Source organism: Nonomuraea sp. NPDC059194, assembly GCF_042754765.1.
In the GTDB taxonomy this organism is placed as follows: domain Bacteria; phylum Actinomycetota; class Actinomycetes; order Streptosporangiales; family Streptosporangiaceae; genus Nonomuraea.
The window spans coordinates 50889-69316 of the sequence record NZ_JBHZBH010000035.1 but is presented as its reverse complement, the minus strand read 5'-3'; the positions used below and the strand labels follow the sequence as shown (position 1 = coordinate 69316).

21 protein-coding genes, 1 tRNA gene, 1 pseudogene and 1 riboswitch are annotated in these 18428 nt (G+C 71.0%); of the genes and pseudogenes, 12 read left to right on the top strand and 11 right to left on the bottom strand.

The features are described from left to right. Positions 1–32 precede the first annotated feature (32 nt). Positions 33–1718 carry a right-handed parallel beta-helix repeat-containing protein gene (locus ACFXJ8_RS33260; RefSeq protein ID WP_379647951.1) on the top strand — a complete coding sequence of 562 codons (1686 nt, stop codon included), beginning with the start codon at positions 33–35 and terminating at the stop codon, positions 1716–1718. A gap of 80 nt (positions 1719–1798) precedes the next feature. On the opposite strand, the gene ACFXJ8_RS33255 is transcribed toward ACFXJ8_RS33260, so the two are convergent. Next, positions 1799–3277 carry a von Willebrand factor type A domain-containing protein gene (locus tag ACFXJ8_RS33255; RefSeq protein WP_379647950.1) on the bottom strand — a complete coding sequence of 493 codons (1479 nt, stop codon included), beginning with the start codon at positions 3275–3277 and terminating at the stop codon, positions 1799–1801. Between the two features lie 110 nt (positions 3278–3387). Next, complete coding sequence (locus ACFXJ8_RS33250; protein ID WP_379647949.1) at positions 3388–3927, bottom strand: TIGR03086 family metal-binding protein; 540 nt, start codon at positions 3925–3927, stop codon at positions 3388–3390. 83 nt (positions 3928–4010) lie between these two features. On the opposite strand from ACFXJ8_RS33250, the gene ACFXJ8_RS33245 reads away from it, so the two are divergent. From ACFXJ8_RS33245 to ACFXJ8_RS33230, 4 genes are all read left to right on the top strand, one after another. Then, positions 4011–4988, top strand: coding sequence for a helix-turn-helix domain-containing protein (locus tag ACFXJ8_RS33245; protein WP_379647948.1), 978 nt, complete (start codon positions 4011–4013; stop codon positions 4986–4988). Positions 4989–5120: 132 nt separating this feature from the next. Next, entirely contained in the window at positions 5121–5873 is a 753-nt protein-coding gene (locus ACFXJ8_RS33240) for a YndJ family protein (RefSeq protein ID WP_379647947.1), read from the top strand. 7 nt (positions 5874–5880) lie between these two features. Continuing rightward, positions 5881–6354: a DUF1990 family protein gene (locus ACFXJ8_RS33235; RefSeq protein ID WP_379647946.1), complete on the top strand. Its 474-nt coding sequence runs from the start codon at positions 5881–5883 to the stop codon at positions 6352–6354. A gap of 61 nt (positions 6355–6415) precedes the next feature. Next, a complete protein-coding gene (locus ACFXJ8_RS33230) occupies positions 6416–7192 on the top strand; it encodes an alpha/beta hydrolase (protein ID WP_379647945.1) in 777 nt (258 codons plus the stop codon). Here ACFXJ8_RS33230 and ACFXJ8_RS33225 read toward each other — a convergent pair. Together ACFXJ8_RS33225 and ACFXJ8_RS33220 are read right to left on the bottom strand one after the other, a co-directional pair. Beyond that, positions 7161–7589 carry a DUF3224 domain-containing protein gene (locus ACFXJ8_RS33225; RefSeq protein ID WP_379647944.1) on the bottom strand — a complete coding sequence of 143 codons (429 nt, stop codon included), beginning with the start codon at positions 7587–7589 and terminating at the stop codon, positions 7161–7163. The two genes, ACFXJ8_RS33230 and ACFXJ8_RS33225, sit on opposite strands and share 32 nt — an antisense overlap. A 51-nt stretch (positions 7590–7640) precedes the next feature. Continuing rightward, positions 7641–8429, bottom strand: coding sequence for an LLM class flavin-dependent oxidoreductase (locus ACFXJ8_RS33220; protein WP_379647943.1), 789 nt, complete (start codon positions 8427–8429; stop codon positions 7641–7643). Between the two features lie 130 nt (positions 8430–8559). Here ACFXJ8_RS33220 and ACFXJ8_RS33215 point away from each other — a divergent pair, with 130 nt between their 5' ends. Beyond that, positions 8560–9282, top strand: coding sequence for a hypothetical protein (locus tag ACFXJ8_RS33215; protein WP_379647942.1), 723 nt, complete (start codon positions 8560–8562; stop codon positions 9280–9282). On the opposite strand, the gene ACFXJ8_RS33210 is transcribed toward ACFXJ8_RS33215, so the two are convergent. Continuing rightward, positions 9252–9551 carry a hypothetical protein gene (locus ACFXJ8_RS33210; protein ID WP_379647941.1) on the bottom strand — a complete coding sequence of 100 codons (300 nt, stop codon included), beginning with the start codon at positions 9549–9551 and terminating at the stop codon, positions 9252–9254. The genes ACFXJ8_RS33215 and ACFXJ8_RS33210 overlap by 31 nt on opposite strands. 141 nt (positions 9552–9692) lie before the next feature. Here ACFXJ8_RS33210 and ACFXJ8_RS33205 point away from each other — a divergent pair, with 141 nt between their 5' ends. The 4 genes from ACFXJ8_RS33205 to ACFXJ8_RS33190 are packed head-to-tail and all read left to right on the top strand — an operon-like array spanning position 9693 to position 12282. Beyond that, complete coding sequence (locus ACFXJ8_RS33205; protein ID WP_379647940.1) at positions 9693–10391, top strand: class I SAM-dependent methyltransferase; 699 nt, start codon at positions 9693–9695, stop codon at positions 10389–10391. Beyond that, a complete protein-coding gene (locus ACFXJ8_RS33200; RefSeq protein WP_379647939.1) occupies positions 10388–11605 on the top strand; it encodes a glycosyltransferase in 1218 nt (405 codons plus the stop codon). The genes ACFXJ8_RS33205 and ACFXJ8_RS33200 overlap by 4 nt, the downstream gene beginning before the upstream one ends. 42 nt (positions 11606–11647) lie before the next feature. Continuing rightward, positions 11648–11881: a hypothetical protein gene (locus ACFXJ8_RS33195; RefSeq protein WP_379647938.1), complete on the top strand. Its 234-nt coding sequence runs from the start codon at positions 11648–11650 to the stop codon at positions 11879–11881. Continuing rightward, positions 11878–12282, top strand: coding sequence for a type II toxin-antitoxin system VapC family toxin (locus ACFXJ8_RS33190; RefSeq protein WP_379647937.1), 405 nt, complete (start codon positions 11878–11880; stop codon positions 12280–12282). The genes ACFXJ8_RS33195 and ACFXJ8_RS33190 overlap by 4 nt, the downstream gene beginning before the upstream one ends. A 505-nt stretch (positions 12283–12787) precedes the next feature. Then, positions 12788–12929, top strand: a riboswitch (TPP riboswitch). 152 nt (positions 12930–13081) lie between these two features. Here ACFXJ8_RS33190 and ACFXJ8_RS33185 read toward each other — a convergent pair. The 3 genes and pseudogenes from ACFXJ8_RS33185 to ACFXJ8_RS33175 form a co-directional block, all read right to left on the bottom strand. After that, positions 13082–13282 (bottom strand): annotated as a pseudogene (locus ACFXJ8_RS33185) (S24 family peptidase); the annotation flags it as partial. Further along, a complete protein-coding gene (locus ACFXJ8_RS33180; protein WP_379647936.1) occupies positions 13279–13581 on the bottom strand; it encodes a hypothetical protein in 303 nt (100 codons plus the stop codon). The gene ACFXJ8_RS33180 and the pseudogene ACFXJ8_RS33185, both read right to left, overlap by 4 nt. Before the next feature lie 369 nt (positions 13582–13950). Continuing rightward, positions 13951–14026 (bottom strand) — tRNA-Ala (locus ACFXJ8_RS33175). A gap of 304 nt (positions 14027–14330) precedes the next feature. Here ACFXJ8_RS33175 and ACFXJ8_RS33170 point away from each other — a divergent pair. Both ACFXJ8_RS33170 and ACFXJ8_RS33165 read left to right on the top strand, forming a co-directional pair. Continuing rightward, entirely contained in the window at positions 14331–14762 is a 432-nt protein-coding gene (locus tag ACFXJ8_RS33170) for a recombinase family protein (protein ID WP_379647935.1), read from the top strand. A 451-nt stretch (positions 14763–15213) separates the two neighbouring features. Further along, positions 15214–16107, top strand: a complete 894-nt coding sequence (locus ACFXJ8_RS33165) for an RNA polymerase sigma-70 factor (protein WP_379647972.1) — start codon at positions 15214–15216, stop codon at positions 16105–16107. A 10-nt stretch (positions 16108–16117) separates the two neighbouring features. Here the strand turns inward: ACFXJ8_RS33165 and ACFXJ8_RS33160 are convergent, their stop codons facing one another. From ACFXJ8_RS33160 to ACFXJ8_RS33150, 3 genes are all read right to left on the bottom strand, one after another. Then, positions 16118–16648 carry a Clp protease N-terminal domain-containing protein gene (locus tag ACFXJ8_RS33160; protein WP_379647934.1) on the bottom strand — a complete coding sequence of 177 codons (531 nt, stop codon included), beginning with the start codon at positions 16646–16648 and terminating at the stop codon, positions 16118–16120. Positions 16649–16650: 2 nt separating this feature from the next. Next, a complete protein-coding gene (locus tag ACFXJ8_RS33155; protein ID WP_379647933.1) occupies positions 16651–16866 on the bottom strand; it encodes a helix-turn-helix domain-containing protein in 216 nt (71 codons plus the stop codon). A gap of 340 nt (positions 16867–17206) precedes the next feature. Next, entirely contained in the window at positions 17207–18382 is a 1176-nt protein-coding gene (locus ACFXJ8_RS33150; RefSeq protein WP_379647932.1) for an amidohydrolase, read from the bottom strand. Positions 18383–18428: the final 46 nt, after the last annotated feature.

The window sequence follows — 18428 nt, the reverse complement described above, 5'->3', positions numbered from 1 at the left end:
TGTGTACACCGTAGACACGAGAGGAACCCCTCATGCTCTTCGTCGATCCGACGGGCGACGACTCCAACCCCGGCACGATCGAGCGACCGTTCGCGACGCTGGATCGGGCCCGCCAGGCCGCCGAGCCCGGCGACGTGGTCAACCTCAGGGCCGGCACCTACCGCCTCACCGAGCCGTTCCTGCTCACGGCCGCCGACTCGGGGGTCGTCTACCAGGCCTACGGCTACGGCACCGCCGTACAGGAGAAGGTGGTCATCAGCGGCGGCCGGCAGATCACCGGCTGGCGCAGGGGCGAGGACGGCGTCTGCCGGGCCGAGGTCCCCGGCCTGGCCACGCGCCAGCTCTACGTCTCCGGACGGCGTGCCGCACGCGCCTCCATCACCCTCGACCACCGCCTGACCAGGACCGAGACCGGATACGTCATCGACGATCCCGCGCCGGGGGCCTGGCAGGGCGAGGTGGAGTTCGTCTACCGGGGCGCCTACCCGTGGTCCGAGGCCCGCTGCCAGGCGGCGCGGATCACCGGGGACGAGAGCTCGACCACCGTCACCATGGCGCAGCCCGCCTTCGGCTGGGCCACGCGGCTCTACCAGTCGGTGATCAGCTGGGACGGCCCCGGCGCGGGCGAGTCCAACGGCGCCGACGCCCCGACCTCGGCCGAGAACAGCCCCGCGTTCCTGACCGAGGGCACCTTCGCGCTGGCCGGCGGAGTCCTGCACTATCTGCCGCTGCCGGGCGAGGATCTCGACGACGTGGTGGCGCCGGTGCTCGAGACGCTGCTGCACGCGCGCGACCTGCGCGACGTCGCCTTCCGCGGCATCACGTTCGCGGAGGCGACCTGGCTGCGGCCCAGTACGCCCGAGGGGTTCCTGCACTACCACGGCAACGGCTACTACGACGGCGGCGCGCTCCAGACGGTCACTTTCGCCGAGGGGCAGGGGCAGGTCACCGTCCCCGGCGACTCCGCGACCATGCCCGGCAACGTGATCTTCGAGAACGTCTCGGGGGTCACGCTGGAGGGCTGCCGGTTCACCCGGCTGGGCGGCGTCGCGCTGGAGTTCCGCGGCGACGGCGCCGACAACGTGCTGCTCGACAGCGTGATCGACGAGGTGTCCGGCGGCGGCGTGGTGATCGGCTCGGGAGCGCGCCGCCACCGGCTGGAGAACAACCACGTCCACCACATCGGCCGCGACTACCACGGCTCGCCCGCGGTCCTGATGTCCGGCACCACGGACACCGTCGTGGCCCACAACGAGGTCAACGACGTGCCGCACGCGGGCATCGTGGTGTACGAGGGGCGGGGCGCCAAGGTGCTGAACAACCTGATCCACGACACGATGCAGGTGCTGGCCGACGGCGGCGGCATCTACGTCGCCGGCAGCCAGGGCGTCTCGCACGCCAGCGGCGCGCTGATCCGCGGCAACGTCGTCCGCGACACGATCACGCCCTACAACTTCGGCCTGTACACCGACTACGGGGCCGCGTGGGTCACCGTCCAGGGCAACCTGGTGCACCGGGCCGACAGCCCGGTGGTGCTGAACGTGTCGCCGCCGCTGGAGCACGTGGCGTTCATCGGCAACGTCTGGGACGCCGACCCCGGTGAAGCCCCCGAGGGTGTGACGCTCGCCGAGAACACGACGCTGCCGAAGGAGGCCTTCGACGACAACCCGGCCGTTTCCGACATCGTGGCCGGTGCGGGGCGCGTCCGACCTCACTAGAAGCCGGGTGCCCGGGGCGTCCACGCGGACGTCCCGGGCACGGGTCGGTGTCCCGCACGGAGAGCGGCGCCCGATCAGCGCTAGCCGACAGCCCTGGCCTTCTCGATCAGGCCCGCGAGCTCGCTCACCGCCGGGTCCTCGGTCGTCGCGGCCAGCCTGCCCGCGTGCTCGCCCAGCATCGGCAGGTCCATGCCGAACGCCTCCCGATCGCGCAGGTACAGCGCGAAGGCGGCGGCCACGACGTCCACCTGCAGCCGGGACGGCGAGCCCGTCCACAGCTCGCCGGTCAGGTCGGCGGCGTTCAGCGACCTGCTGACCTCGGCGGGCCTGCGGGTGTCGGGTTCCTGCCAGCGTACGGTCGCCGCCGCGAGCTGGCCCGAGGCACCGGCGCGCAGCCGTACCGAGTAGAGCGCGGTGACGGAGTGCCCGGGACCGACCTCGCCGCCGTCCTTGGCGTCGTCACGGAAGTCCTCGGTGGACAGGGCGCGGTTCTCGTAGCCGATGAGCCGGGAGCTCTCGACCACGGCCGGGTTGAAGACGACCTGCGCCTTGGCGTCGCGGGCGCGCAGCTCCAGGTTGGCGGGCAGCTGCTCGACGAAGACCTTGCGCGCCTGCTCGATGGTGCTCACGTAGACCGCGGCGCCGTCGCCGTTGTCGGCGAGCTGCTCCATGAGCTCGTCGCCGTAGTCCCTGCCGACGCCGACCGACAGCAGCGTGATCCGCTTGCCCGCGTGCTCCTTGACCCGGTCGAGGATGACCTGCCAGGTGGTGCTTCCCGTGTTCGCCAGGCCGTCGGACAGCAGGACGACCCTGTTGGTCGCGGCGGGGCGGAAGGCGCGATCGGCCGCCCGGTAGCCGGTGACCAGGCCGTCCTCCAGGTTGGTCGAGCCCTCGACGGCCAGCCGGTCGATGGCGGCGTGCAGGTCGTCGCGGGCGGTCAGCGGGGTCGTCGAGGCGACCAGCATGGCCGTGTCGCTGAAGGAGACGATCGACACCTGGTCGCCGGGGGCGAGCTGGTCGACCAGCGTGTGCAGCGCCTGCTTGACCAGGTCGAGCCTGCCCGGTTCGGCCATCGAGCCGGACACGTCGACGACGAAGGTGAGGTTCGCGGGACGCCTGGCGGCGGCGTCGGCGGCCCTGGTCTGCAGGCCGACCCTGAGGGCCGCGGTGTTGTCGTCGTCACCCAGCCGCGCCCCGTCGACGTGCACGGTGAACCCGTCGTCGGCCGGCTGCGCGTAGTCCTGGCGGAAGGCGTTGACGAACTCCTCCGGGCGCACCTGCCCGGGCTCGGGCCAGCGGCCCTCGTCGAGGGTACGGCGGGCGTAACCGTATGAGGCGGTGTCCACGTCGAGCGCGAACGTCGACACCTGCGACGCCTCGGTGTCGGTCTCGGTGTCGGTCGCGGTGTCCCCCTCAGTGGGGGCCGTCGACGCCGTGACGCGCGGCGGCTGGATCGGCGCCGCGCGGTCCTTCGACGCAGTCGCCGCTCCTTCGGGTCCGGCGCCGCACGCTGCGAGGACCAGCAACAGCGCGATCACCAGTAAGGGGCGAATTCTCATCGCAACCACCTCCACCGCCTACGACGGGGTGATCGCGAGCACGGCCGGGTGCTTGACGCAAGCGAGTACAAACCGTGCTCAACGCGTGATCGGCATCGCCGTGCGGCCGATCACGGCGTCCAGGCCGGGTTCCTGCCCGTGACGCCCAGCAGCCGGTCGAGCGCGGGCGCGTCGCCCGGGACCTCGACCTCCTCGCCGAACGCGCCCTTCTCCCTGCCCATCGGCGCCATCCGCTCGGTGAAGGCCAGCGCCTTCTCCACCGCCTCCTCGTCCTGCCGGTAGGGGCGGCCGGTCGCGGCGGCCAGATCCCAGCCGTGCACGATCAGGTCGACGAGCAGCAGGTTGACGGTCGCGGACATCGGCATGCCGTACGGGCTCTCGCCTTCCCACGCGCCGGGCTCGGTCCACGCGGTGAGCGTCCGGCCCATCCGCTCGGGGAAGTCGCCGGTGTAGTCGCCCTGCTCGGGTCGCGGGGCCTTGTCGGCCATCGCCTCGAACGTCTCCGCCACCCACTCCAGGTGGGCCAGCAGGCGCCGAACGTCGTAGTCGGCGCACGGCGTGGGCAGGGCCAGCTCCTCCTCGCCGAGGTCGCGCACGAGCGCGACCGTGGGCTGCGAGGCCGAGGTCAGGTGCTTGAGCATGTCGTCCATTACTCCAGCGTGCCAGGCGTCCTCGCCGATCAGCACCCCGCCCCGCGGCGATGCCTCCCGGAACCCGCACGTACGATCCAGGCATGCTGGTTCCGCTCCCGACGCGCCTGCACACGGTGGCCGCGCTGGCCGTCGACGGCATGGCGCCCTTCGAGCTCGGCTGCGTCGTGGAGATCTTCGGTCTGGCCCGGCCCGAGCTGCGGGTGCCGTGGTACGACCTGAAGGTCTGCGCGGAGAGCGACGAGCCGATGCGCGTGGTCGGCGGCTTCAGCATGCGGGCCGAGCACGGCCTTGACGTGCTGGCGGCGGCCGACACGGTGATCGTGCCGGGCGTGGCCGACGTGCGGGGCCAGGTCTCCGCCGTACTGATCGAGGCGTTGAGGGAGGCCCACGCGCGCGGCGCCAGGATCGTGTCGATCTGTTCGGGCGCCTTCGCGCTGGCCGCCGCGGGCCTGCTCGACGGCAAGGAGGCCACCACCCACTGGAAGTACGCCGACCTGCTCCAGCTGCGCTTCCCCTCGGTGCGCGTCAACCCCGGCGTGCTCTACGTCGACGGCGGGCAGATCCTGACGAGCGCGGGCAGCGCGGCCGGGCTCGACCTGTTGATCCACCTGGTCCGCACCGACCACGGCGCGAACGTGGCCAACGCCGTCGCCCGCCGCCTGGTCATCCCGCCGCACAGGGAGGGCGGGCAGGCGCAGTTCATCCAGGCGGCCGTGACGGCGGTGGACGACGACGACGCGGTGGCCAGGGCGATGGAGTGGGCCATGGCGCACCTGGCCGACCCGATCACCGTGGCCGACCTGGCCAGGGTGGCGCACCTGTCCGAGCGCACGTTCATCAGGCACTTCAAGGCGCAGACCGGCACCTCGCCGCTGCGCTGGGTGATCTCGCAGCGGGTCGCGGCCAGCCTGCCGATGCTGGAGTCGACGGGCGCCCCGGTGGAAGAGATCGGGGCGGCGGTCGGGTTCGAGAGCCCCGTCACCTTCCGGCACCACTTCAGCCGCGCGATGCGCACCTCCCCCTCCGCCTACCGCCGCGCCTTCGGCACGCCTCGCTGAGCCCCACCCGCTGAAACCCCGGCCGCTGAGCGCCGTCCGCTGAAGCCCGCCCGCTGAGCCCCACCCGCTGAGAGCCATCCTCCGAGCTCCGGCTATCCTGCTTTTGAACACGTTCAAAACGGAGGAGGCGCTGTGACCCCCCTGGTCGGCGTCATCGTGACCCTCGGCATGCTGGTCGTCATCCCGCTGGGCCTGAGGCTGCTCGACGTGCGCCCCTGGCCGTTCCTCATCGGCGCGGCGGCGGGAGCGCTGTCACTCTGGCTGCCGCGCGGCCCCCTCGCGGTGACGCTCGCGGCCGTGTACGCGGTCGCCGCACTCTACCTGGCCTTTCACGCCCTCCCGCGGCTGCGCCGACCCGACCCGGTCCAGCTCGCCGCCGCCACCGCGCTCGCCACGCCGACCGTCGCCGCCGTGTCGCTGCTCGCCGAGCGCGCCGGCCACGACCTGCTCGGCTACTCGCCGCAGATGCTCGCCCTGACCGTCGCTCACTTCCACTTCGCCGGGTTCGCCGCCGCGCTGGTGGCCGGACTGGTCGGCAGGGAGTCGGGGTCGCCGGTCGCGGCGCTGACCGTTCCGGCGGGCACGCTGCTGGTCCTCGGCGGTTACTTCGTGGGCGACTGGGCCGAGCTGGCCGGGTCCGCGGTGCTGACCGCGGGCATGTGGTGGGTCGGCTGGCTGGCCTGGCGCCGCTTCCGCGGCGTCTTCCTGCTGTCGGGCGCGGTGCTCGCCGTCACCATGGTGCTGGCCATGGCGTGGGCGGTCGGCCAGGCGACGGGGCTGCCGCATCCGTCGCTGGAAACGATGATCGCCACGCACGGCGTCGGCAACGCGTTCGGTTTCGCCCTCTGCGCCGTCGCCGCGCTGCGACGGCTCGACCCGCTGTGAGGCTGTGATGGAGTTCACCTATCCGGACGTCGGCGCGACGCTGACCGGCGAGCTGCCCGACGGATACCACCACCTGCGCCACTCGCGGGTGCTCAGGACGCCCTTCGAGGTCGCGGCCGAGGCGCTGATGACCTGGCACCCGCAGCGTAGGCTCGGCCTGCGTCCGCGCGCCTCCGCGCCGAGGGCGGCTCCGGGCGTGGAGCTGACCGTACGGCTGGCCGTACTGAACGCACCGTGCCGGGTGGTGTGGGTGGTCGAGGAGGCCGACCGGGTCGGCTGGGCCTACGGCACGCTGCCCGGCCACCCCGAGAGCGGCGAGGAGAGTTTCCTGCTGGAACGCCTGCCCGACGGCAGGGCCAGGGTCACCGTCACCGTGTTCAGCCGTCCGGCCACCCTGCTCACCCGGCTCGGCGGCCCGCTCGTCACGCTGATCCAGCGCGTCTTCCTCCGCCTGTACGCCCGCACGCTGGACCTTTACTGACGGCCGTGCGGCGAGCAGGATCGGACAGTGTGACCGTCCGCGCACCAGACGAGGGTCTGACGTGATCAAGGCCGTGATCGCCGTCCTGGCGGTCGCCGCGGTGGTGCTGGCCCTGCTGTGGGTGTTCCAGCGCCGCCTGATCTACCTGCCCGACACCAGCCTGGTGCCGTCCGCCGGCTCGGTCCTGCCGGGCGCCCACGATGTCACCTTCACCACCTCGGACGGCCTGACGCTGACGGCCTGGCACGTCACGGGCGGGCGGCGGGGGGTGACCGTCCTGGTGACGGGCGGCAACGCGGGCAACCGCCTGCACCGCGCGCCGCTGGCCGCCGCCCTGGCCCGTGAGGGCTTCGACGTACTGCTCATGGACTACCGCGGCTACGGCGGCAACCCGGGCTCCCCTTCGGAGGACGGCCTGCTGCGCGACGCCCTCGCCGCGCGCGCCCAGGTGAAAGGGCCGGTCATCTACTTCGGCGAGAGCCTGGGCGCCGCCGTCGCCACGGCGCTGGCGGTCCGGCAGCCGCCCATGGGCCTGCTGCTGCGCTCCCCCTTCACCGATCTGGCCGCCGCGGGCCGCCACCACTACCCGTTCCTGCCGGTCGGGCTGCTGCTGCGCGACCGGCTCCCGGTCGCGGGCCCGCTGGCGTCGGTGCGGGTGCCCACCACGGTCGTGTACGGCTCCCGCGACACGATCGTCCCGCCCGCGCTGAGCCGCGCGGTGGCCGCCTCCGCCGCAGGACCGGTCACGCTGGTCGAGGTCGAGGGGGCGGGACACAACGACATGGCGCTGCTCGACGGCCCTGAGCTCATCGCCGCCGTGGTGGCCCTGGCGCGGTAGGGCGCGTCAGGGCAGCTTGTGGTCGAAGACATAGGAGTGGCCGCCGTCGGGGGCGATGTGGATGCGCAGCTCGCAGACCCTTGAGCTGCCCCGTGCCGGAGCCGGGCACGACGGTGCAGGTGAGCGAGTCGTCACCCTCGTCACTGACCGCGTTGTGCTGCAGGACGAACGTGCCGGAGCGATCGCCGATCGTCGCGGTGACCCGCTCCATGGCCACGTACGACCGGGACTCCTCGTGCTCCGACGACGAGACGATCATGGTGACGGCGCTCGATCCCTTCAGGTCTCCCTCGAAGGTCTTGCTGAGGGTGATGAAGGCGAGCGAGACGCCGTCGGCGGCGTCGTAGGGCTCCTGGGGCGTCCAGTCGAAGGGGACGAAGGTTCCTTGTGCGGTCATGGACGCATCGTCTCGTTCATACCTGCCATCTTCCGTCAGGTACCGGTTCCATCAGGTACCGGCGAGAAGCCGTACCACCGGCGCGAACGCCTCCAGGTAGTAGGCGTTGATCGAGACGTAGGAGATGCCGAGGCGTTCCCTTCGCTTCAGCAGCGTCTCGGCCATCTCCTCGGCCGACCCTTTCAGGAATCCGGAGCCTTGGGGCTCGCCGCCGACCTGCTGTCTGAGCCACGGCGGCAGGTCGTCGCCGATGGCGGCCAGGTTGTGGTTGAGCTCCAGCGCGGGGAAGCGGTCTCCCGCCAGCTCGTACAGCTCGTCGAGCTTGGCGGCGAGCTGGTCCTCGGTGGCCTGCGCGGGCAGCGCGAGGGCGAGGGTGTCGGCCCTGCGGGCGGCCAGGCGCAGCAGGCGGGGTCCCGAGGCGGCGATGAGGATCGGCACGTCGCCCGCGGCGTCGATGGTCTCGGCGAGGCGGGCGACGCGCTCGGCGGGCGTGCCGTACGGGAGGCCGAGTTTGGCGGTGTCAGCCTCCGCGCCGGGACGGCCCGCGCCGAGGCCCAGCTCGAACCGGCCGCCCGACAGGGTCTGGAGGGTGCGGACCTCCCACGCCACCTGGCCCGGCGTGCGGTTGGCCGCGCTGAGCACGTACGTGCCGAGGCGCAGACCGGTCGTGGCGGCGGCCGCGGCGGCCAGGGCAGGGAACGGCGCGAACGTGCCCAGCGTGTCGGGGATCAGCAGGCTGCCGTAGCCGAGCTGCTCCGCGCGGCGGGCGAGGTCCGCCCATGCTGCACCGTCGGGCGCGTAGCCCGCGACGGCGCCGAACCGGAAAGGTCGCGTGGTCATCTGGTCTCCCTCGTCGGATGTCGCACCCACGATCGCCCGTCGGCCACCGGCGCGGCATCCTCCAGGAGTTGACGGTCCGTCTACTCCGTCAGGAGGAAACCGTCGTGATCGATCGCCATAATGGCCCACCATGCGGGAGCTAACGGACTACGCGGCGGCGATCGCGCCGCTGATCGACGCCGTGCACATCGACGTCCACGCCGCCGACCGGCGGGCCGGAGTGGAGTACGTGCGCCGGTCGGGGCTGCGCGCCGGCTTCCTCATCGACCAGCGGTACGTGCTGCCGCTGCGGCCGCTCACCCGCGCGGCGCTGGCGACCGTCTACCGGTACGGCACCGCCGAGGAGCAAGCCGCCGAGGTGGCCGTGCAGCTCCTTCAGGGCACGCTGCGCGAGGACGAGCACGGCGGGCTGCACGCCACACCCGCCACGCTGGCCTTCGTCGACGGGCTCTACGAGCTGCACGAGCGGGCGACCGCCAGGATCTGGGCCGGACGGGAGGAGCTCGTGTCCGAGCTGGCCGCGCTGCTCGGCAGGCTGCTGGACGGAGCCGAGCGGATGCCGGGCGGCGCACTGGAGGTGATGGCTCCGCCGTACGAGCCGGAGGGGGTCTCGCCGGGGGTGGCGCTGTTCAACAGGATCGCCGCGTTCCGCTATCACCGGGCCGACGCGCACGCCGCCGCATGGCAGGTGGCCGGGCTGACCGCCCAGGAGATCACCGCGCTGCGCGAAGGGCCGCTGTGGGAGGCCGTCGAGCGGGACACCAACCTGCGGGCGGCCGTGCCGTACAGGATGCTGGAGGAGGCGCAGCGGACGCGGCTGTTTCAGGGCCTGCGGGAGCTTTCGGGGGTGTGAGCCTCGCCCTGCTCGTCGCTCACCAGCGCGTCGATCGCGGCGAAGAATGCGGCGATGCCCGGCAGGTTGGGGCCCTTGGCGCGCGAGGCGGCGAAGTCGTCGGCCGAGCGCCAGTCGACGATGTCCAGCCACTCGTCGTCGGCCAGCCGGACGATCCGGGCGCCGAGGAAGCCCGCGCGGTCGGCCGCGAAGTCGGCCTCCATCAGCGGCCGCGCGGCCAGCAGCTCGGCGGCTCGCGTGGCCTTGAAACGGGTCAGTTCGACGAACATCACGGTCTCCTCCTCAATGGTGCTTGCACGCTGATTATAGTCAATATTAGTGACTAAGTGCCAATCGCTCTGGATTGCGCCGCTCGGACCCGTCAGGATGCTGCCTGGAATCGTGTGTTTCGCCGCAGCTGAGGAGAGCCATTGGACGCCGCCGAGATCAGGCGCGCGGTCGAGTTGGAGGACCGCCACTGGTGGTACAGGGAGCGGCGGGCCATCCTCGCGCGCGAGCTGCGCCGGATCGGCCGTCCCGGCCGCGCGCTCGACGTGGGAGCGGCGGGCGGCGGCAACACCAGGGTCTTCCAGCGGTACGGCTGGCACGCGCTGGCCGCCGACCAGTCCGACACGGCCGTCGCCTTCGCCAGGGAGCGCGGGCTCGAGGCCATCAAGGCCGACCTGCGCGACCTGCCGCTCGGCGACGCCGAGTTCGACCTGGTGACGGCACTTGACGTGCTGGAGCACATCGACGACGACAAGGCCGCGGCGGCCGAGATCGCCAGGGTGCTGAAGCCGGGCGGGACCGCGTTCATCGCCGTCCCGTGCGACATGCGCCTGTGGTCGGCGCACGACGTCGCACTCGGCCACCACCGCCGCTACACCCGCGAGGGTCTGGCCGAGGTGATCCAGAGCTCGGGGCTGGTGATCGAGCGGCTGTGGAGCTGGAACGTCCTGTTGCGACCCGTGGCGGCCTTCCGCAGGCGCAACGCGACGGGCTGCGACCTGGAGGAGCTGCCGGGGCCGGTGAACCTGGCGCTGACCGCCGTCGTGATGGCCGAGCGGTACCTGCCCGTCTCGTGGCTGCCCGGCGTCTCACTGATGGCCCGCGCGCGGCGGCGGCCATGACCTCGACCGGGACCTCGACCGTGGAGGAGGTGCCGTTCGTCGCCGACAGCGCCACCAGGACCACCACCGTCGACATCATCATCCCCGTCCTGAACGAGGAGCGCGCGCTGCCCGGCTGCGTCGAGACCGTGCACCGCTTCCTCGGCGAATCCTTCCCCCTTCCGTGGCGGATCACGATCGTCGACAACGGCAGCACCGACGGCACGTGGGAGCTGGCCCGCGCGCTGTCCGGCCGCCTGCCCGGCGTGGCCGTCCTCAGGCTCGACACGGTCGGCAAGGGGGCGGCGGTCAGGGCGGGCTGGTCGGCCAGCCGCGCCGACGTCGTGGCGTTCATGGACGTCGACCTGTCGACGGGACTGCGCGCCCTGCTCCCCCTGGTCATGGCCGTCGCCTCGGGACACTGCGAGGTGGCCATCGGCAGCAGGCTCCTCGGAGGTGCCCGCATCAGGCGCGGCCTGCGCAGGGAGGTCATCTCCAGGGCCTACAACGGGCTGCTCAGGGTGGGGTTCGCCGCCGGATTCACCGACTCGGCGTGCGGCTTCAAGGCGGCCAGAGCGGAGGTGATCCGGCCGATCCTCGCCAGGGTGGCCGACGACTCGTGGTTCTTCGACACCGAGATGCTGCTGATCGCCGAGCACAACGGCGCGAGGGTGCGCGAGGTGGCGGTCGACTGGATCGAGGACACCGACTCCAAGGTCGACCTGTGGCGGACCGCGCTCGCCGACCTGCGCGGCATGGCCAGGGTGGCCAGGGCCATCTCCTCGGGCGCGGCCACGGTCGAACTCCCCCACGTGCCCGACCTGCCGCCCGCGCGACCGCGGCCCGCGCTCCTGCGGAACCTGCTCGTGTTCGGGCTGGTGGGCCTGGTCTCCACGATCGTGCACGCCTGCCTCTACCTGCTGCTTCGTACGGCCATGCCCGCCGCGGCGGCCAACCTGTTCGCCCTGGCGACCACCGTGATCGTCAACACCGAGGCGCACCGGCGGTGGACGTTCAACCGGCGCGAGGGCCGCAGGGTGGTCGCGCACGCCCGCGCGGCGCTGCTCTTCCTGCTGAACTACACGGTCGGCACGATCGCGATCGTGAGCGCGGGCGCGAGCTCGGACACGCGCTGGGCGGAGGGGGTGGCGCTGGTGTGCGCGTCGCTGGCGATGACCGCGATCCGCTTCACCCTGCTGGACCGCTGGGTCTTCCCCCGCAAGAGATCAGACTAGGCTTTCATGCACTCTTCATGCATGCTGCAGTACAATGAGGGCATGACTAAGGAGATCTTGCAGGTGCGCGACGTAGACGCCGCCGACCTCGCCATTCTGCGCGACCGCGCAACCAAAGAGGGTAAGTCACTGTCGGCCTACGTCCGCGACCTCCTTCACGATGAGGCCACCCAGATGACCAACGCCGAAGTCATCGCCCAGATCGCCGATGAGGAGCCGATCGAGGTCAGCCTCGACGAGATCCGCTCCTACATTGAGAAGGACCGTAGCTGGTGACCGTCGTCGATACCTCGATCATCGTGCGCCTGCTGCTGGCCGCCAAAGGTGACGACCTGCTCCGCCAGCGCCTCATCGGATCGGGTCGCACCCTCCACGCGCCCGCTCACCTCGACACCGAGGTCTTGTCGGCCATCCGTGGCCTGCTTGCCGGAGGAAAGATTCACGAGGACCGCGCCCGGCGCATGGTCGGACAGCTCAACGCCCTACGGATCACCCGTCATGAGGTCGCCCCGTTCGGCGCACGCGTCCTGGCCATGCGGCACAACTTCACCGCCTACGACGCCGCCTACGTGGCGCTCGCCGAAGCCCTCGGCCAACCGCTTCTCACGTGCGACGCCAAGTTCGCCCGCGCCCCCGAGGGAGCCCATCAAGCCGAGATCCACACCTATCCGGCATAGAACAACTCGACCACGAGCAGGCAGCTTCGAGTGGATTCTGCCTTTCAAGACAAAGAGAGCGCATCCGATTGCCCGCGTTCCGCAGATCAGATGCGCTCTTTTCGGTGGAGGTAATGACCGCTCACTCGCACACCGCACAGCAGGTGGAGGATGTGTGCCGAGAGTTTCAGAGCTCCTGAAACGACCTGTCGAACGCCCTGGCCACGGCGACCGAGGCCTAGGAACTCATCTCCGCCTCCACCTGACCATGGCCGATCTGGCGGCCGGGCCCCAGACCGGGGCGGCACTCAAGGCCGTCGCTCTGCATCAGCTGACCTTCGAACACCGCACAGGCCAGTGGACCTGCAGGGTGACGCTGGACGTGTGACGCCAGGAGCGATCGATCTCTCGACCGACACGGACGAGGAACGAAGCACGTGAGCACGGCTTGGGCTATTTGTCCCGGAATAGAGGGGCGTTATCCCTGGTAGCACGACTCTGGCGGCGGTATATTGGTGCTAGGCCTGTGAGACGACGAGGGAGCCTGATCCGAGAGCCTCCAAGGGGGACAACGGAAAGGCTGAGAGGCCAGAGCCGAAAGGCGGCTGGCGACCCCTAGTCACCTGATCCGGACAATACCGGCGAAGGGAGAGCGCCTCACAGGTCTTATGTTGCCCGCAAACGAGCACATCCAGTGAGCGCGGTTGTCACGGCCCACCCCACCTTTATCCATGGGATGCCCGCTGACCGCGGGAGTGGCCCCGCAGCCGTCACCCGGGCGGTGGTCAGAGCGGCGGCTCGGCTCGTACAGCATGGGAGGATCAGGAATCCGGACAACCACGACCTGGCCGGCGCGGACCCGCCTGGGCCTGCGTACGAGTAGCCTGTCGCCGGAGCGGAATGAGGGCTCCATGCTCGGCCCCTCGACGGTGGCAACCAAATAGCTCCGGCGGATCCACCACAGCGAGGCCCCCAGCGCCAGCGCGCCGCACGCCGGGAGCAGTAGCCTGCCCCGCTTCACCGCGTCTCCTGGTATCCCGCGGCCTGGAGCCGGAACAGGCGGGCGTAGTGACCGTCCGCCTCGAGCAGTGCCTCGTGGGGTCCATGCTCGGCGATCCGCCCGTCGTGCAGCACGGCGATGAGGTCGGCGTCCCGTACGGCACTGAGCCTGTGGGAGATGAGCAGGCTCGTACGGCCAGCGCGATGCTCCCTGATGCGGGTATGGACCTCGTGCGCGGCCTCCGGGTCGAGGCCGGAGTTGGGCTCGTCGAGGATCACCAGGTCCCTGCCGTCGCAGACGAGGGCCCTGGCCAGCCGCAAGACGCTCCCACTGCCCGCCGGACACTACGCCCGTCTCCGCGTCGCCCTTGTCGGCCTCGGAGAAGAACATGCGCCTGAGCAGCGTGTCGTACCCGCGCGGAAGCGCGGAGAGCGTCTCGTGTACGCCGGCTGACGGAGCACGTCCGGCCCCTCGACGCGTCAGAGACCGTGCGGCGGCGCCTCGACAGAGGCGAGGGGCGGACTCTACGCGCCAGGCCGCTCGCTGTTCCCACGGAAACCGTGAGCGGCATCGCCTGCCCGCTGTCGGCGGTTGCGGAACCGGCGCAGGTTCTGCGTGCCCCATGTGGACCCACAAACGCGAAACCGCCTCTTGCCCACGGTGTTCCGCAGGTAAGAGGCGGTCGGAAGTGGTGGAGCTAAGGAGATTCGAACTCCTGACCCCCTCCATGCCATGGAGGTGCGCTACCAGCTGCGCTATAGCCCCTTGCGACGTTGGATAGTGTAGCCGAATCCGCCGCCGATCACGAATCAGCGACCGTGCCAGGCCGAGCAACTTCATTAGTTACTCCTAGTGTTGTGCATGCATCGTTGCGTGCATGGAGTTGCTGCGTGTGTCCAAGGCCGCAAAGCGTCTGGATGTTCCCCGATGACGCTTCGCCAGCGGGCTGTCGACGGCAAAAACCCGTTCTCCTGGGTCGGTCGTGAGCGCCGGTTCTCCTCGGTCGATGTGGAGAACATCAAGCCCGGCGACTCAGCAGCCTCCCGTCCCCGGCGGGAGGCTGCTCCGCGTGCGCGCCTCGGGCTCTTCGGAGCAGGAGTCTTCCCTGGCTGCGCAGAAGGAGGAGTTGCGGTCCACCGCGACCGTCGAGGTCGTGAAGGTCGTCAAGGACCGTGGGTCTGGTCTGAGGGAAAACCGGCCCGGCCTGAACCGGGCGCTCGCGATGGCCTTCGATGGGACAGTAACGGTGGTACGGGTGACGCATGAGGGCCGCCTGGCCCGGTTCGGCGTGGGCCTGCTCAAGCGCTTGTTCGACGTGGACGGCATCACCCTCGAAGTTCTCCACCCGACCAAGTCCGGCGGCCGGGACGAACTCCTCAAAGATTGTGCGTCTGTGGTCACCACTTTCGCAGGAGGCCTGTACGGCAAGTGGTCGGCTGAGGCTCGCAAGCGGCTGCTGGCAGAATCCGGCCAGTGCCCCGGCGAGCGTGATGCCGCGTGAGTCGGAAACTGCCGCTCGCCGAGGGCGAGACGTCTCGTACCGCCTGCGCCCGCGCTGTCTTGCGCACCGGGGTCGATGAGAAGACCGGCGAACTCCTGTCCACTGCTGTGCTGGCGGAGCGCTTGGGCTGGGCCGTCGCCGCGCCCGAGGGAATCCGTGTCAACGACCGCATCGTCCGCAGCACCCTCCCCCGTCAGGCTCCTCGGCCCAGCGGGCAAGCGTCCGGAGGGACACGCGCCAACGGGCCGGAGGACGCTGCCCCGCGCAGCCCATCGGCACCAGAACGTGACAACGATCAGTACACCCACCACCAACCGGCACAAGCCGCGAGGAGCAGCACTGGGCGCGGGCTTCCACCTGCACGCGCACGCTACCCTCCACGGTGGGAGATCCCATCGCCAGACACCCCCTCGGACACGGGATCACCAAGCTGATCAGAGACGATCTGATCATGTCGACGGAGATCTTCCAAGAGCATCGCGGCCTCCTCACCGGGGTGGCCTACCGGATCCTGGGCAGCGTCGCCGACGCCGAGGACGTGGTCCAGGAGGCGTGGCTGCGGTGGGCGGGCGTCGACCACGCGACGGTCGAGGACGCCAAGGCGTACCTCATCCGCGTCACCTCCCGCCTGGCCGTCGACCGGCTCAGGTGGGCGCGGTCGCGACGCGAGTCGTACGTCGGGCCGTGGCTGCCCGAGCCGATCGGCACCACACCTGACGCGGCCGAGCGCGCCGAGCTGACGGACACGGTGGAGCTGGCGCTGCTGGTCGTGATGGAGACGCTGTCGCCGCTCGAACGGGCGGTGTTCGTGTTGCGCGAGGCGTTCGACCTGCCGTTCGCCGAGATCGCCGAGGTGGTCGGCAGGAGCGAGGCGGCCACCAGGCAGCTGGCCAGGCGCGCCCGCGATCACGTGAGCGACAGGCGGCCCAGGTTCGACACCGACAGGGCGCGGCGGCGGGACATCACCGAACGGTTCGTCAGCGCCTCGACCAGCGGCGACCTCGACGGGCTGATCGCGCTGCTGTCGCAGGACGTCACGCTGGTCGGCGACGGCGGCGGTAGGGCCCGCTCGCCGTTCAGGGTGCTGGCGGGACGGGAGAAGGTGTCCCGCTTCCTCACCGCGGTCACCACGGCGGAGGAGATGGGCAAGTTCATGGTGTCGGCCGGGGTGGAGGAGCGGGCGCACCTCGAGATCGCGGTCACCGAGCTGAACGGGGCTCCCGGCGTGATGTTCGTCGCCGCGGGCCGGGTGGTCGCGGCGGTGTCGCTGGTGATCTCGGACGGGAAGGTCGACACCGTCTACGTCATGGTGAACCCCGACAAGCTCGGCCACCTCACCGCCTGACGGGATGTGCTCATGCCGTACGGCGGGGCCGGTGGACGGGGATTCCGGCGGCCCGCACCAGCGCGCGCACGTCGGCGCCGGAGCGGTGCAGGAGGCCCGCCATGCCGTTGGCCCCGTCGGCCAGCAGCCCCCACAGCAGCCGCTCCCCCGTCACCGGGCCGGGCTTCCACATCGCGACCTCGACGACCTTTCGCGTATGCGGCTCCAGGGGAAGGATGCCGAGCGGGCCCGACAGCGTCACCCGCAACGGGTTGACGCGGGAGCGGCCGAGCCGCCAGAGGGCGGGGTCGTCGACGCCGTGGCGGGTGCGCCGCCGTACCTCGTCGACGTCGATGCCGATCGCGGCGAGCAGCTCGCGCGTGCGACCGGTGTCGAGATGAGGACGCAGCGCGTCGGGGACCGGCAGGTGCGGCAGCGGGTGCTCCTCGGCGAGGCCGAGCAGCACCAGGTCGGGAGCGAGCGTGGTACGGCCCGCGTCCATGGACAGCAGCCCCGCGCGCATCATGGCGCGCCGGGTGGGGTCGGTGAATCTGGCGAACACGGCTACCTCCCGATCCTGCGGGCGTGCTTGCGGTGCGCGGACTGCCGCCTGACGCCCAGCGCGTCGGCGATCTGCTCCCACGACCAGCCCTGTGCCCGCGCATTGGTGACGTGGACGGCCTCAAGCTCTTCCAGCAGGCCACGAAGCGCCGCCACCGCGGCGAGCCCCACGCCGGGGTCTCTGTCTCCGGCCGCCTCGGCCAGTTCGGTGACGTTCATGGTGTCAGCATGAGCTGACAAGCGGGTGCTTGTCAACATAAGCTGACACTCGGATGCGGGTTGTGCCGGGTGGGGCGTGTCTACCGGACGGGGCGCGCCTTTCGGACGGGGGGTGTTTACCGGATTGGGCGCGTCTCCGGGACGGGGGCGCGCCTAGCGAACGGGGCATGCGGAGGCCGGGATGTGCGCTGGAGGGGCGCGGGGTTGCGGGGTGCGGTTTTGGGGTGTGGCGCTCGCCTGCACTCGCGCCCCTGTCGCGCGACGGTGAGCGCCACAGGGTGCGGGTGCTGCGATGGAAGGCGTCGGGGCGGGTGGCCGCCCGCCCCGACCTCCGGTGCTCCTAGACGAGGGAACCGTCGCGGGCCACGACGCGGCCCGCCTTCAGCACCAGCGACCTGGCGGGCCGGACGCAGACCGCCTCGGCGGCGTTGCGGGCGTCGACCACCACCAGGTCGGCCACGCTCCCCACGTCGAGACCGTAGTCGGCGAGCCCGGTCACGCGCGCGCCGCCGTACGTCGCCGCGTCGAGCGCCAGCTCGATGTCCTCGTCCAGCGGCCCGGTCTGCTGAGCCTGCAGCAGCGCGCGGTCGAGCATGCACCCGGTGCCGAACGGGCTCCACAGGTCGCGCACGCCGTCGTTGCCCAGCGTCATCGCCACGCCTGCCGCCGTCAGCTCCTTCAGCGGCATCGCGCGCCCGGGCGGCGCGATGGAGGCGATGGTGATGCCCGCCTCGGCCAGCCCGGCGAGCAGTTCGGCTCGTACGGCGGGCGCCGCGCTGCTGAGCGCGAACCCGTGGCTGACGGTGACCTTGCCGTGGAGCCCGAGCGCCTTGGTGCGCTCGATGATGAGGCGGTACTGCCACTCGCCCAGCGAGCCACCGTCGTGCAGGTGGATGTCGACGCCGACGCCGTACTTGTCGGCCAGCCCGAACACGATGTCCAGGTGCTTGATCGCGTCGTCCTCGAGCCCGGCGGGGTCGAGGCCGCCGATCAGGTCGACGCCCTGCTTGAGCGACTCCTCAAGGAGCTGTTCCGTGCCGGGCGCGATGAGCAGGCCCGCCTGGGGGAAGGCGACGAGCTGCCCGGTGATGCGGCCCTCGTGGCGCTTGAACGCCTCGCGGACGGCGTCCACGGCGTCGAGGCCCATGACGGTGTCGACGTCGACATGCGTGCGGACGTGCGTGGTGCCGAGCGCGATCATGTTCTCCAAGAGGGCGGAGATGTAGTCGGCGCTGGGAATGCCGAGCTCGGGACGGCGCTCCTGGCCGCCGCGGATCTTGCCCATGAGACCCGGCGCCGAGTTGTGGGACACCCAGGGGCCGCCCCACAGCGTCTTGTCGATGTGGGCGTGGCCGTCGATGAGGCCGGGAATGACGAGCTTGCCACCCAGGTCCTCGACGGTGCCCGCGCTCTGGAGCCCGGACCCTGTCGCGACGATGCGTCCGTCCCTGATCAGCACGTCGGTGGGGCCCTTGCGCCAGAGGTTGGCGTTGCGCAGCAGCAGCTCAGTCGTCATGAACTTAATGGTATACCGTTATTTGCCGCAACGCGCATCCGAGCCC